The sequence below is a fragment of the Kribbella sp. C-35 genome, from assembly GCF_046549195.1.
GTDB lineage: Bacteria > Actinomycetota > Actinomycetes > Propionibacteriales > Kribbellaceae > Kribbella.
The window spans coordinates 818,771-831,701 of record NZ_JAJPWG010000002.1 but is presented as its reverse complement, the minus strand read 5'-3'; the positions used below and the strand labels follow the sequence as shown (position 1 = coordinate 831,701).

General features: G+C 69.8%; 12 protein-coding genes. 5 read left to right on the top strand and 7 right to left on the bottom strand.

Going from position 1 to position 12,931, the window contains the following annotated elements; translation table 11 throughout:
• The first annotated feature begins 11 nt into the window (after positions 1-11).
• Entirely contained in the window at positions 12-1,847 is a 1,836-nt protein-coding gene (locus tag ACLJOO_RS16470; protein WP_410788035.1) for a protein kinase domain-containing protein, read from the top strand.
• 241 nt (positions 1,848-2,088) lie between these two features.
• Here ACLJOO_RS16470 and ACLJOO_RS16465 read toward each other — a convergent pair whose 3' ends face one another.
• Both ACLJOO_RS16465 and ACLJOO_RS16460 read right to left on the bottom strand, forming a co-directional pair.
• Entirely contained in the window at positions 2,089-2,772 is a 684-nt protein-coding gene (locus ACLJOO_RS16465; protein WP_410788034.1) for a class I SAM-dependent methyltransferase, read from the bottom strand.
• A gap of 79 nt (positions 2,773-2,851) precedes the next feature.
• Positions 2,852-3,385, bottom strand: coding sequence for a TetR/AcrR family transcriptional regulator (locus ACLJOO_RS16460; RefSeq protein WP_410788033.1), 534 nt, complete (start codon positions 3,383-3,385; stop codon positions 2,852-2,854).
• 75 nt (positions 3,386-3,460) lie between these two features.
• Here ACLJOO_RS16460 and ACLJOO_RS16455 point away from each other — a divergent pair, with 75 nt between their 5' ends.
• Positions 3,461-4,510 carry an aldo/keto reductase gene (locus ACLJOO_RS16455; RefSeq protein ID WP_410788032.1) on the top strand — a complete coding sequence of 350 codons (1,050 nt, stop codon included), beginning with the start codon at positions 3,461-3,463 and terminating at the stop codon, positions 4,508-4,510.
• A gap of 13 nt (positions 4,511-4,523) precedes the next feature.
• On the opposite strand, the gene ACLJOO_RS16450 is transcribed toward ACLJOO_RS16455, so the two are convergent.
• From ACLJOO_RS16450 to lpdA, 3 genes are all read right to left on the bottom strand, one after another.
• Positions 4,524-5,411: a TIGR01777 family oxidoreductase gene (locus ACLJOO_RS16450; RefSeq protein WP_410788031.1), complete on the bottom strand. Its 888-nt coding sequence runs from the start codon at positions 5,409-5,411 to the stop codon at positions 4,524-4,526.
• Positions 5,412-5,515: 104 nt separating this feature from the next.
• Complete coding sequence (gene sucB, locus ACLJOO_RS16445; RefSeq protein ID WP_410788030.1) at positions 5,516-7,369, bottom strand: 2-oxoglutarate dehydrogenase, E2 component, dihydrolipoamide succinyltransferase; 1,854 nt, start codon at positions 7,367-7,369, stop codon at positions 5,516-5,518.
• 128 nt (positions 7,370-7,497) lie between these two features.
• On the bottom strand, positions 7,498-8,889 hold the full coding sequence (gene lpdA, locus ACLJOO_RS16440) for a dihydrolipoyl dehydrogenase (RefSeq protein WP_410788029.1): 1,392 nt from the start codon (positions 8,887-8,889) through the stop codon (positions 7,498-7,500).
• A 196-nt stretch (positions 8,890-9,085) separates the two neighbouring features.
• Here lpdA and ACLJOO_RS16435 point away from each other — a divergent pair, with 196 nt between their 5' ends.
• Positions 9,086-9,403, top strand: a complete 318-nt coding sequence (locus ACLJOO_RS16435) for a hypothetical protein (RefSeq protein WP_131342419.1) — start codon at positions 9,086-9,088, stop codon at positions 9,401-9,403.
• 3 nt (positions 9,404-9,406) lie between these two features.
• Here ACLJOO_RS16435 and ACLJOO_RS16430 read toward each other — a convergent pair whose 3' ends face one another.
• Positions 9,407-10,177, bottom strand: a complete 771-nt coding sequence (locus ACLJOO_RS16430; RefSeq protein WP_410788028.1) for a nitrilase-related carbon-nitrogen hydrolase — start codon at positions 10,175-10,177, stop codon at positions 9,407-9,409.
• Between the two features lie 29 nt (positions 10,178-10,206).
• On the opposite strand from ACLJOO_RS16430, the gene ACLJOO_RS16425 reads away from it, so the two are divergent.
• Complete coding sequence (locus ACLJOO_RS16425) at positions 10,207-10,845, top strand: GntR family transcriptional regulator (protein WP_410788027.1); 639 nt, start codon at positions 10,207-10,209, stop codon at positions 10,843-10,845.
• On the opposite strand, the gene ACLJOO_RS16420 is transcribed toward ACLJOO_RS16425, so the two are convergent.
• Entirely contained in the window at positions 10,832-12,133 is a 1,302-nt protein-coding gene (locus ACLJOO_RS16420; protein ID WP_410788026.1) for an MFS transporter, read from the bottom strand. The genes ACLJOO_RS16425 and ACLJOO_RS16420 overlap by 14 nt on opposite strands.
• A gap of 89 nt (positions 12,134-12,222) precedes the next feature.
• Between ACLJOO_RS16420 and ACLJOO_RS16415 the strand changes: the two genes are divergently transcribed.
• Complete coding sequence (locus tag ACLJOO_RS16415) at positions 12,223-12,894, top strand: DUF2848 domain-containing protein (RefSeq protein WP_410788025.1); 672 nt, start codon at positions 12,223-12,225, stop codon at positions 12,892-12,894.
• Positions 12,895-12,931: the final 37 nt, after the last annotated feature.

Below are 12,931 nucleotides of genomic sequence, written 5' to 3'. Positions count from 1 at the left end.
TCCTCTTGGACATGGACCTCGCAGATCTCACCGGCTACAGCCTGCGCCGCGAGCTCGGGTCCGGACCGTCCGGCACCGTCTGGCAGGTCCGGGACCGTGCCTCGGGCCGCAACGCCGTGCTCAAACACGTCCCGCACAGCGCGTATCCCGACCGGGGGCGGCTCCGCGAGGACTTGAGCATGCTGTCCCGCTTCCGGCACCCGCACGTCGCGCAGCTCCACGAGTTCCGCGAGACCGACACCGGCTGGGTCCTGATCACTCAGCACCTGGCCGCCGGCAGCCTCGCCGCCCTCCTCACCCGCCGCGCTCCGCTGTCCCGCGGCGAACTGGTCACCCTCCTAGCTCCCCTCGCCGACGCCTTGGCCCACCTCCACGCCGCGAACCTCACCCACGGCTCCATCACCCCAGAGAACATCCTCTTCGACGCCGACGGCCGCCCAATCCTCACCGACGCCACCTTCCGCCCCGCCAACCCCACCTCGGACCATCAAGCCCTAGCTACCCTCACCCACCACGTCAGCGCACACCCCACCCCCTTCCCACCCACCCTCATCACCACCACCCCCCTCAAATCCCTCCCACACCGCCTCCTAACCCACACCCCCGCCACCCCCATAGACCTAGCCCCACTCACCACCCCCACAGCAACGCATCCCCCCGCCGGCGGGCACACCCCACCCACGCCAACCCCCACCGCTGCGTCCCCCGGCACCAACCACCCCACGACCACCCCATCCCCTCTTCCCACCGCCCCGTCCGCGACGCCCCACCCACTCCCCACCCAGCCGCCACCGAGCCCTCCGCCGCCCGAGCCACTTCCGACCCAGCCGCCAACCAGCCCCCCGCCTCCCCGCCCGGACACCCGACCGCCGAGCACTCCACCCCGCCCGGAGACCCCGGCGGCGACTGCCCCCGGGCCAGGCGACCGCCCTCCGACGTCGTCCCAAGGAGATGCAGACGATGACGATGCCCCTGCCGTCGCTCGTGCGCCGCTCGCTCCACCTCCAGCGGACCCACCGCCCTCACCACTGACGCAGCCGAAGCGACCTCACCCCACCGCACCGTCCGCCAAGGCCCGCTCGAAGCGCATCCGCTCCAACCGCCGCACCAAGCCCCGCCGCACCAGGTTTGTGCTGACCCCCGCACTCCCGCGACTCCCACACCCCGCGTACGGCGTACTCGCCGCAGCCGCCCTGGCCGCGATCATCGTGCTCGCAATCGCCATCGCCACACTCCGAACCATCGACACCCCAGCAACCGCCCAACCAGACCCCACCGCCTCGCGGTCCACAACCCAAGGCACCTCCGCATCCCCGCCCACACAGTCGCCCACCGCCCGCGCGACGTCTCCCGCGCGACCCGAGACGTCGCCAAGCCAGTCCCGTGCCACGACCTCGGCGCCACGCCCCGAGTCCTCAGCAGAACTGGCGACCTGGATCCAGACACTGCAGGCGCTCGACGCCCAACGCGCCCAAGCCTTCTGGACCCTCGACCTAGACGCCCTCGACCGGATCTACGTCCCAGGCAGCGCCCCCTGGCGCGCCGACCGAGCCCTCCTGTCCGCCTACCGCGACCAGAACGTCCGCGTCCAAGGCCTCCGAATCACGATCGAAAGCACCGCCATCACCCGCCGCAACGCAACCACCGTCACCCTCAAAACCACCGACCACCTCACAGCCGGCCAAGCAGTCGACCACACCGGCGCCAAAACCCCACTCCCACCCGGCCCCCCGGCCACCAGACTGATCACCCTCACAACCACCCCACGCACCCCCGCCCCCTCCCGCAGCTCCACCCGCCAACCCACCCACACCTGGCGCATCACCACAATCACCAGCTCGAGCTAGACGACAACACTCCGGTGCCCGGGCGTCTTTGTGCACCCACCAACCATTCTGAGCGCGCCAAAACGGTCGGTGGGTGCACAAAGACGCTGACAAGGACCCGCCGAACCAGACGCGACGGGTCGGTTCAGTGCGTCGAACACGTCGCGTACGAAGCAGGTGCTCGCGTCCCGCTCGGTCGCGGCCGACAGATCCAGCTCGTCCAGCCGGGCGAACCGGTGTGCACGGCTCCTGTTTCTGCGAGTTAGCGCTTTTCGGCGCGGAGAGCGAGGACCCAGGGGATTGGGTCGGTGCGTGGCTCTACGGTTCGAGTGATTGTCAGGGCCGCGTCGGCGAACGCGTTGAGGAGGTCGGCGAGCGGCATGTGGCGCATGCCGAGGCGCTCGCGGATACCGCCCTCGCCCCACCAGGGCGCTGGAGGATGCCAGCCAGAGGTGCGGTACGTCGGGTGGACGATGCGCCCGTCATCGGGACGGCTCTCGGTGTGCGGGCCGTTGAAGCACGGATGGGCTCCGTAGAACACGAGCGCTCCGCCCGGGTGCAGCACGCGAGCCGCCTCGCGCAGGACAGCGGCGAAGTCATCGACGTCGGTGGACAACCAGAGAACGGCGACAGTAGAGAAGACAGCGTCGGCGAACGGCAATGCAGCCGCATCGCCCTGAACCAGCGCCTCGCCCTGGGCCACGCGTTGCTGGGCAAGTCCCAACTGGTCCGCGGAGTACTCCAGGCCAACGACGGTGCGTCCCGTGCTGCGCAGCGTCTGCAGGTTCTGTCCGGTCCCGCAACCAAGGTCCAGACACAGACCATCTCCAGGACCCAGCAGATCCAGCAGCGGCTCCCGATTGGAGTCGGCCGCGGCCGCGTTGTTCTCGTCGTACCACTCGGCAAGACCGTCATACCGCGCGGCCGCCTTCGGCGTGACTGTCATAGCGGGGTTCCCCTCTGCGGCCCTTCACCGGCATCCGGCGCCCTGAACCCAACCAACCACACGAGGCCTGCCGACTGGCCTAGTGGGGTTGGAGGCCGTCGAGGATGACGGTGAGCATGTGGGGGGCTCGGTCCTCGGGGTGGGTGGTGGCGCGCCAGAGGGCGCCGGTGAGTTGGAGGAAGTCGCCGGGGTCGGCGTCCTCGCGGATGCTGCCGTCCTTCTTGCCGGCGTCGAGTAGTTCGGTGATCGCCGCAACGACCGGCCCGTAGGTCTGCTCGCTGATCTCCTTGTGCGCGGCTGGGCTGAGCGCGTCACCGAGGCCGTGCTTCCTGCGCATCGCCTCAACCAGTCCGGTCGTCCACTGCCGGAGCGCTTCGACCGGCGGCAGTTCGGCGAGCAACTCCGGTACGGCGCCGGTGATGCGGTCGACCTCGTCCTGGTAGACGGCGAGTACGAGCGCCTCCCGGGTCGGGAAGTTCCGGTACAAGGTGCCGGCGCCGACCCCCGCGCGCTGAGCCACCTGGTTCATCGACGTGCGGTCGTCCTCGGCGAACGCCTCGAGGGCGGCGGCGACGATGCGGGCCCGATTCTCCCGGGCGTCCGAACGAACCATGAGCTCCTCGCTTGCTAAGTGGAGAGCTCTCCACTACGGTAAGTGGAGACCTCTCCAATTAGCTTAAGGAGCATCATGCAATACATCAAGCTCGGCACCACCGGCCTCGACGTGTCACCGATCGCGATCGGCGCGATGACGTACGGCGAACCCGACCGCGGGCATCCCGTCTGGTCGAAGGGCGAGGAGGCGGCGCGGCCGCTGATCCGGCACGCGCTGGATGCGGGCATCAACTTCTTCGACACCGCGAACATGTACTCGAACGGGTCCAGTGAGGAGATCCTCGGCCGCGCGCTCCGGGACTACGCCGACCGCGACAGCGTCGTGATCGCGACGAAGCTCCGGCACCCGATGCGGCTCGGCCCGAACGGCCGCGGCCTGTCGCGCAAGGCGGTGATGACCGAGGTCGACCACTCGCTGCGCCGACTCGGCACCGACTACATCGACCTCTACCAGATCCACCGCAACGATCACGCGACTCCGTGGGAGGAGACGCTCGAGGCACTCAGCGATCTCGTCAAAGCCGGCAAGGTCCGGTACCTCGGCGCATCGTCGATGCACGCCTGGGAGTTCGCCAAGGCGCTCAACCTGCAGAAACAGAACGGCTGGGCGCGCTTCGTGTCGATGCAGGACCACTACAACCTGCTGGCTCGTGAGGAAGAGCGGGAGATGATCCCGCTGTGCCTCGACGAAGGTGTCGGCACGATCATCTGGTCGCCGCTGGCTCGCGGCAGGCTCGGCCGGAGCTGGGACGACGCCAGGTCGACGGCTCGCTCCGAGAGCGACGGTGCCTACGCCGACCTGCTCTACTCGCCGGAGCAGGAGGCCTCCAACCGCGCGATCATCGAGGCGGTCGGACAGGTCGCGCAGGAGCACGGCGTCAGCCGTGCGCAGATCGCGCTCGCCTGGCTGCGCAGCCAGCCGGTGGTGACCGCACCGTTGGTCGGCGCCGGCTCGATTCAGCAGATCGACGACGCCGTGGCATCGCTGGAGGTCGAGCTCACCGACGACGACGTCCGTGCGTTGGAGGCTCCGTACACGCCGCGGTACGACTGGCAGGGCATCTCCGACGAGGCCGAGATGGAGGCCATCCGCAAGCGAGTCCCTGGAATGGCGCTGGTGTGAACCGCGGCGGAGGCTAGGCGAGGGCCGCGGAGACTGCGGTGGTGACTGTGGGGTGGTGGAAGGTGAAGCCGGAGGACAGGAGGCGGGTTGGGAGGGCTCGTTTGCTGCCGAGGAGTTCCCAGGCGAACTCGCCGAGGGCCGCCTTCATGAGGACTGCGGGCACCGGGACGAGGGACGGGCGGTGCAGGGCGGTTGCCAGGGCTTCGGTGAGTTCGAGGTTGGTTGCCGGTGCGGGCAGAGTGATGTTCACCGGGCCGCTCACGCTGTCGTTCTCGGCGACGTGCCGGACGGCGCGGATCCAGTCGGTCAGCGAGACCACCGGGAAGTACTGCGTGCCAGGCCCGAAGCGGCCGCCGAGACCGATGCGGAAGGGGAGGGACAAGAGCTGGAACGCCGGAGCCTTGCCGTCGAGTACGACGCCCGTACGCAGCGCGGCCACCCGGCTGCCTGCTTCACGAGCGGGTTCGAGCGCGCCTTCCCACAGCCGGACGACGTCGGCCAGAAAGCCCTCGCCGAGCTCGGAGTCCTCGGTCAGGATGCGATCGCCGAGGTCGGTGCCGTAGCCGCCGATCCCGCTCTGCGTGAGCAGCACCGGCCGGCGGTCGAGCTGGGTCGCCACCGCGGCCAGGGTCGTGGTTGTCGCGACGCGGCTCTCCCGGATCTTCAGGCGGTACGTCGGTGTCCACGGGCGGCCGATGTTCGCGCCGGCCAGGTTGACCAGGACATCGGGATCGCCCAGAGCGGCCGCGTCCAGATCGCCCCGGGCCGGGTCCCAGCGCACCTCGTCCGGTGTCGACGGCGGCCGGCGTACCAGCCGGAGCACCTGGTGGCCGTTGGCAACCAAGTCGCGGGCGAGGGCCCTGCCGAGGAAGCCGGAGGCGCCGGCCAGTACGTACTTCATCCCGCTGTGCTCCTTGTCGGGTTCACTGAACACAAAGCTGAACACAAAGGCGCCGGTGCCCGTCTCCGGGGAGACAATGCACCGGCGCCTGTCGTCCGATCGGATCAGACGTCGAACTGGGCCTCTTCGAGCCGCTGCTTGACGGCCGTCAGGTAACGGGCCGCGTCGGCGCCGTCGACCAGGCGGTGGTCGTAGGTCAGCGCCAGGTACACCATCTGCCGGATCGCGATCGTCTCGCCGAGCTCTGGGTGGGTGATGACCACCGGGCGCTTCACGACGGCGCCGGTCCCGAGCATGCCGACCTGCGGCTGGTTCAGGATCGGGGTGTCGAACAGCGCGCCCCGGCTACCGGTGTTGGTGATGGTGAACGTGCCGCCCGCCATCTCGTCCGGCAGCACCTTGTTGTTGCGGGTGCGGTCGGCGAGGTCGGCGATCTTCTTCGCCAGGCCGGCGATGTTCAGGTCGCCGGCGTTGTGCACGACGGGGACCATCAGGCCGCGCTCCACGTCCACCGCGATGCCGAGGTGCTCGGCGGCGTGGTACGTGATCTCGCCCTTCTCCTCGTCGATCGACGCGTTCAGCTTCGGGTACTGCTTGAGCGCATCCACCGCGGCGAGCGCGAAGAACGGGAGGAAGGACAGCTTGACGCCCTCGCGGGCCTCGAAGTCGGCCTTCTTCTTGTTGCGCAGCTTGGCGATCTCGGTGACGTCGACCTCGACGACCGTGGTCAGCTGGGCCGAGACCTTCAGGCTGTTGACCATGTGGGCCGCGATCGCCTTGCGGATCCGGCTCATCTTCTCGGTGGTGCCGCGCAGCGGGCTGACCACCTGGGCCTTCGCGGCTGCGGCGGGGGCGGCGGCCTGGGCTGCCGGAGCGGGTGCGGCCGCGGCGGCTTTCTTCGCCTCGGCGGCGGCGATCACGTCCTGCTTGCGGATCCGGCCGCCGACGCCGGTGCCCTGTACGGCGTTCAGGTCGATCTCGTGCTCCGCGGCGAGCTTGCGCACCAGCGGGGTGACGTAGTTCGCGCCGTCAGCGGAGCCGTTCGGCGAAACCGCAGGAGCCGGAGCTGCTGCCGGAGCCGGAGCCTGCGCGGCCGGGGCCGGAGCCGCCTGCGGAGCAGGAGCCTGGGCAGCCGGAGCCTGGGCCGCGGGAGCCTGGGCCGCGGCCGGGGCAGCGGCGGGAGCCGGAGCAGCAGCCGGGGCCGGAGCGGAGGCAGCCGGAGCAGGCGCAGCGGCGGGGGCTGCAGCAGCAGGAGCCGGGGCGGCGGCGGGGGCGGCGGCGCCGGAGCCGACGATGGCGAGTTCGGCGCCGACCTCGACGGTCTCGTCCTCGGCGACCTTGATCTCCAGGAGCTTGCCGGCGATCGGGCTCGGGATCTCGGTGTCGACCTTGTCGGTGGAGACCTCGAGGAGCGGCTCGTCGACGGCCACGTCGTCGCCGACCTGCTTCAGCCAGCGGGTGACGGTTCCCTCGGTCACGCTCTCGCCCAGCGCGGGCAGCGTCACCGACGTACCGGAAGCACCAGCAGCCGGAGCAGCCTCAGACGCGGCAGGAGCAGGAGCCTCAGCAGCAGGAGCCGCGGCAGCGGGAGCCTCGGCAGCCGGGGCCGGAGCGGGCGCGGCGGCGGGTGCCTCGGCGGCAGGAGCCGGAGCAGCCTCGGCGGCCGGCGCGGGCTCTGCGGCGGGCTCGGCCGGAGCCGCAGGAGCGGAGCCGGCCTCGCCGGCGTCGCCGATCACGGCCAGTTCGGCGCCGACCTCGACGGTCTCGTCCTCGGCGGCCTTGATCTCGAGAAGGGTGCCGGCGACGGGGCTCGGGATTTCGGTGTCGACCTTGTCGGTCGAGACCTCCAGCAGGGGTTCGTCCACGGCAACCGTGTCACCGACCTGCTTGAGCCAGCGGGTGACGGTTCCTTCGGTGACGCTCTCCCCGAGGGCCGGCAGGGATACAGAGGTCGGCATGACGGTCGTTGCTCCTTCGTCTGATCGGTCGAGTGTCAGCCTACGGTGCCGCCGGAGCGCTCGGGATCCGGGTCAAGGCCATCCTCCACGCTCCTACAGCTCCAACTTACTGGGACGGTCCAGCAGGGTCAGTCATGGAAGTGCAAAGGTTTCCCGGCGAGGGCGAGGTGGGCTTCGCCGAGGGCTTCGTTCTGGGTTGGGTGTGCGTGCACCAGCGGCGCGACGTCCGCCGGGTACGCCTCCCAGTTGTAGATCAGCTGCGCCTCGCCGATCAGCTCGCCGACGCGCGAACCGACCATGTGCAGCCCCACGACCGCGCCGTCCTTAGCGCGGACCAGCTTCACGAAGCCGGCCGTCTTCAGGATCTGCGACTTGCCGTTGCCGCCGAGGTTGTAATTGAGAACTTCCACGTCGCCGTACTTCTCCCGGGCCTGCTCCTCGGTCAGCCCGACCGACGCGACCTCCGGCTCGGAGTACGTGACGCGCGGGATGCCCGCCTCGTCGATCGGCGTCGGCGCGAGGCCCGCGAGGTGCTCGGCGACGAAGATGCCCTGCTGAAACCCGCGGTGCGCGAGCTGCAGCCCCGGCACGATGTCACCGACCGCGTACACGCCCGGCACGCTGGTCTGCAGCGTCGGGTCGACGGTCACGAACCCGCGGTCGAGCGCGACGCCGACCTCCTCATACCCGAGGCCCGCGGTGTTCGGTCCTCGGCCGACGGCGACCAGCAGTACCTCGGCCTCGATCACCTCGCCGCCCGCGACGGTCACCCGTACGCCGGAATCGGTCACCGCGACCGACTCGAACGGCGTACCGGTCTTGAACGCGATCTTCCGCTTCCGGAACCCGCGCTCCAAGGTCTTCGAGCAGTCCGCGTCCTCGGCCGGGACGAGCCGTGGCAACGCTTCGACGATCGTCACGCGCGTGCCGAACGACGTCCACGCGGACGCGAACTCGACGCCGATCACACCGCCGCCGAGGATCACCGCGGACTCCGGGACCCGGTCGAGCGTCAGCGCGTGCTCACTCGCGATCACCCGGTGCCCGTCGAGCTCCAGGCCCGGCAGGGACTTGGAGTAGGAGCCGGAGGCAAGGATGACGTTGCGGCCGGTGTACGTCGTGTCGCCGACCTGGACCGTGGTGGGCGAGGTCAGCCGCCCCTCGCCCTCGATCACCGTGATGCCGCGGGCCTTCAGCTGGCCCTGCAGACCCTTGAACAGCCGGTCGACGACGCCGTCCTTGTACTTGTTCACGCCGCCCATGTCGACGCCCTCGAGCGTCGTCCGGACTCCGAACTGCTCACCCTCGCGCGCCGAGTCCGCGACCTCGGCCGCGTGCAGCAGCGCCTTGGTCGGGATGCATCCGCGGTGCAGACAGGTTCCGCCGACCTTGTCCTTCTCCACCAGCGCCACGGACAGGCCGAGGGTCGCCGCGCGCAGCCCGGCGGCATAGCCACCGCTGCCGCCGCCGAGAATCACCAGGTCGTACGTCGTACCAGTTTCAGTACCACTGTCAGTCACAGGTTCCTCCGTGGGGTCCAAAAGGCTGTGGGTCTGGGCGGGCGGCCCCGGATCGCGGTTCCGGCCCGGCGTCATCTTGTCACCGATCGCGGCCGGATCCATCCCCGGGCCGGTCGTGGTGCACAGGCCGGGACCGGCCGCAACCGTTATCCAGGATTTCGGCCGGGACTTGCACAGATAGTGGACACTTACTCCCATGAAGTGGTTCGGTCGCCGGCAGAAGGCCGGAACGATGCGCCGGTCGGACACTCCCGACCAGGCGCACCTGCGTGAGTTCGCCCAGACCCGCCAGGGCGTCGAGGGATTCGTCGAGCCGCGGACGGCGGTGACGGAGTACACGATGGTGCTGGTCGCGCTCGACGGCGAGTGGACCCGCCGCCGGGTCCCGTCGGTCAAGTGGGCGCACGATTTCGCGAACAAGCTCGGCATCCCGTCGTACGACGCCGCCGTGGTCGGCTACCCGCCGCGGATGCGCGAGTACAACGCCCGCATGAAGAAGAACGGCCTCGCGTAAGCCTCAGAGGATGGGCACCCGGGAGCGGACCGCAGCGACAACCGATGTGTCGACCACAGCGTGCAACGTCTCAGCGCCGGCGCCGAGCCTGGTGTGGGTCTGACCCAGGGGAGTGGTCAGGCTGCTGCGCCCGATTCCCAGCGGATCCGTGCCGACCGGCGGTACATACGCCTGATCGCACGCCAGCAACCAGGCCTGGGCGTCCGCGGCGCGAGCCCGCGTCAGCAGATCCCACTGCTCTTCCTTGCCCGGCCCAGCACCCCACGAAGCCGGTACGACGATCAGCTCCGCCCCGAGCCGCCCGAGCGCGGTGAACTGGTCGGCGAACCGCAGGTCGTAGCAGGTCGCCAGCCCGATCGTCACGTCCCGCAGGCCGAAGGTCACCAGCTCCTTGCCCGGAGCAACGGTGTCGGACTCGCGCGACCCGAAAGCGTCGTACAGATGGATCTTCCGGTACGACGCCTCCACGCCGGGTCCCGTGACGAGCAGCGTGTTGTGCACCCGTCCGTCCTCGGACGGCTCGAACAGGCCGGCGACCACCACGACCCCGGCGTCCGCCGCGACCTTCCGCAGGCCGGTGGCGAACGGTCCGTCCAACGACTCGGCGATCGCGCCCAGGTCGGTGCCGAAGCAGGCCGACGTGGCTTCGGGCAGGATGATCAACTCGGCGCCGTCGGCGGCCGCCTGCCGGATCGCGTCGGTCGCGACGACCAGGTTGGCGACCGGGTCCGGCCCACTGCTGATCTGGGCCGCGGCCACGTGCAGGACTGTCATCAGAACCTCCGAAGCTGTATACATTGAGTATGCAATTGAGTGGGGACTCCGGCCGTGATCGTGCCTATCAATACCTGCGGGGGACAGTACTGAGCGACCCGGCCGTGTCGGGGACGTTCATCAACGAGCAGGTCGTCGCGACCGAGGTCGGCATCTCCCGTACGCCGGTCCGCGAGGCGTTGCTGATGCTCGCCGCCGAGGACCTGGTCCAGCTCGTGCCGCACCGCGGGGCGTTCGTCGCGCCACTGCCCGGCCGCGAGATCGCCGAGCTGATGCAGGCCCGCGGCGTGATCGAGTGCTGGGCCGCGTCGACTTCTCTTGCGGCCGACGCGGCCCCGATCGAGGCGATGACGAGCGTCCTCGAGCAGCAGCGGGCGATCGTCGCGCAGGGAGACGCGAAGGCGTTCATCGAGCTGGACAGCCAGTTCCACGCGCTGCTGGTCGCGGCCGGCGGCAACTCCGTGCTCGGCCGGCTGTACGAGAACCTGCGGTCCAAGCACGTGCTGCTCGGCGTCGTCGCCCTGCAGCGCAGCGCCACCCGCCGGCAGGACGTCCTCGCCGAGCACCAGGCCATCGTCGACGGCCTGGCCGGCGGCGACCCGGCCGTGGCCGAGAAGGCGATCCTCAGCCATCTCGGCACCACCGGCTCGGTCCTCATGCAGGGCTGACGGCAAGGGACTCCTCCTGCACGGCCCGGCCGAGGCGAAGGCCGACGAGGGTGATCGAGCACGCCACAATGATGTACGCCGCGATGACGTACCCCGTGCCCGCCTTGGCGAGGAAGTACGTGAACGCCAGCGGCGCCAGCGCACCACCGATCACCCCGGCGAACGTGTAGGCCAGTGAGCTCCCGGTGTACCGCAGCCGCGCGGTGAACTGCTCCGACACGAACGCGGCCTGCGGCCCGTACATCAGCGAGTGGAACACCAGCCCGATCACCACACCGGGCAACACGGTCGCCAGCGACGACGCCATCGCGAAGAAGACCACGCTCCACACGGCTCCACCGACCGCACCGATCGCGTAGACCGTACGACGCCCGTACCGGTCCGAAAGCCACCCGGACCAGGGAATCATCACGACCTGCAGCGCAGAACCCACTAGTACGGCGGTCACCGCCTCGCCGCGACTCATGCCCAGCTCCTTGGTCGCATAGGTGAGAACGAAGACCGCGAACATCGCATAGAGCACGTCCGGCCCCACCCGAGCCAGGATCGCCGCAATCAGCGGCCGGGTCTGCGTCCGGAGCACCTCGGACACCGGAGCGGTCGGCCGGTCGCCCCGCGCCTCCAGTTCGCGGAACACCGGAGTTTCCTCCAGCCTGGAACGGATCAGCAGACCGAAGGCGACCAGTACGGCGGACAGCAGGAAGGCGACCCGCCATCCCCAGCTCAGGAACGCGTCCTCGGACAATGCGCCGGCCAGAACAGCCAGTACGCCGTTCGCCAGCAACGTCCCGAGCGGCGGCCCGACCTGGGCGGCTGATGCCCAGAAGCCACGTTGACCGGCCTCGCTGAACTCACTGCTGAGCAGCACGGCTCCACCCCACTCGCCGCCCACACCCACACCCTGCGCGAAGCGGAGTACGACCAGCAGCGTCGGTGCGACGGCACCGGCTTGGGCGTGCGTCGGCAGCAGGCCGATGCAGAAGGTGGCCACGCCGATCAGCAGCAGGGTGGCGACCAGTACGCGTTTACGGCCGATCACGTCTCCGAGCCGGCCGAAGAAGATGCCGCCGAGCGGGCGGGCGACGTACCCGACGGCGTACGTCGCGAACGCCTGCAGGGTCCCGGTCAGCGGATCGCTGCCGGGGAAGAACAGGTCGCCGAAGACGAGGGCGGCGGCGGAGCTGTAGACGGCGAAGTCGTACCACTCCAACGAGGTGCCGGACAGGCTCGCGGCGAAAGCCTTGTGCAGACCGCGGCGATCGGGGGGAGAGGGCGGGACGCTGGTCATCGGGTGGACCTCCTTGGGGGGATGCCCCATACTCGTTGTATACGACGTGTTCACGCAAGCGCTGATTCGAGAAAATCTGGAGGAACCTGATGACGATGCGGTTCACCTTGCCCGACGGGAGTGAGCGGGCGGTCACGGTCCGCTATGCGCTGAACGCGGGCTACGCCGGCCGTGACACCGCGCAGGTCCAGCATCACGTGGACGAGCTGGCCGAGCTCGGCGTACCGGCTCCGCGCCGCATCCCGACGCTGTACCCGCTGTCCGCGTCACTCGTCGGCAGGCCGGAGGTCGTGCAGGTCGCCCACGCCAAGACGTCGGGTGAGGCGGAGTGGGCACTGGTGGTCGGCGAGGACGACGTACTGCTCACGGCCGCGTGCGATCACACCGACCGGGCGCTCGAGGTGCACGGTGTTGCCTGGAGCAAGCAATCCGCGCCGGACCTGCTCGGTGACGTCGCGTGGCCGCTCAGGGAGATCGAGGACGAGCTCGACCGGTTCACTCTGAAGGCGTGGGTTCGGCACGGCGACACCGAGCAACTGATCCAGGATGGCACGCTCGCGCAGTTGCTGCCGCCGTCGTACTGGCTGAAGGAGCTCGGCGATCGCCTGGTCCCGGGCACCGTGCTGCTCAGCGGCACGATTCCGATGATCGCGGGCGTCGACCAGTTCGCCGACGCGTGGCGGGTGGAGCTGACCGACCCGCGCGGCCTGACCAGCCGCGTCGTGTACTCGATCGAGCAGCTCGCCCCGGCCTGGGACTGACACCTGAAAGACGAGCGGGAGTTCGTCCCCGGCGACC

Coding starts and splice junctions, on each gene's coding strand:
- ACLJOO_RS16450 (WP_410788031.1), bottom strand. CDS start 5,411: ATGAAGTACGTACTGGCCGGCGCCTCCGGCTTCCTCGGCAGGGCCCTC.
- ACLJOO_RS16415 (WP_410788025.1), top strand. CDS start 12,223: ATGACGATGCGGTTCACCTTGCCCGACGGGAGTGAGCGGGCGGTCACG.
- ACLJOO_RS16465 (WP_410788034.1), bottom strand. CDS start 2,772: ATGACAGTCACGCCGAAGGCGGCCGCGCGGTATGACGGTCTTGCCGAG.
- ACLJOO_RS16425 (WP_410788027.1), top strand. CDS start 10,207: ATGCAATTGAGTGGGGACTCCGGCCGTGATCGTGCCTATCAATACCTG.
- ACLJOO_RS16435 (WP_131342419.1), top strand. CDS start 9,086: ATGAAGTGGTTCGGTCGCCGGCAGAAGGCCGGAACGATGCGCCGGTCG.
- ACLJOO_RS16455 (WP_410788032.1), top strand. CDS start 3,461: ATGCAATACATCAAGCTCGGCACCACCGGCCTCGACGTGTCACCGATC.
- ACLJOO_RS16460 (WP_410788033.1), bottom strand. CDS start 3,385: ATGGTTCGTTCGGACGCCCGGGAGAATCGGGCCCGCATCGTCGCCGCC.
- ACLJOO_RS16470 (WP_410788035.1), top strand. CDS start 12: ATGGACCTCGCAGATCTCACCGGCTACAGCCTGCGCCGCGAGCTCGGG.
- sucB (WP_410788030.1), bottom strand. CDS start 7,369: ATGCCGACCTCTGTATCCCTGCCGGCCCTCGGGGAGAGCGTCACCGAA.
- ACLJOO_RS16420 (WP_410788026.1), bottom strand. CDS start 12,133: ATGACCAGCGTCCCGCCCTCTCCCCCCGATCGCCGCGGTCTGCACAAG.
- ACLJOO_RS16430 (WP_410788028.1), bottom strand. CDS start 10,177: ATGACAGTCCTGCACGTGGCCGCGGCCCAGATCAGCAGTGGGCCGGAC.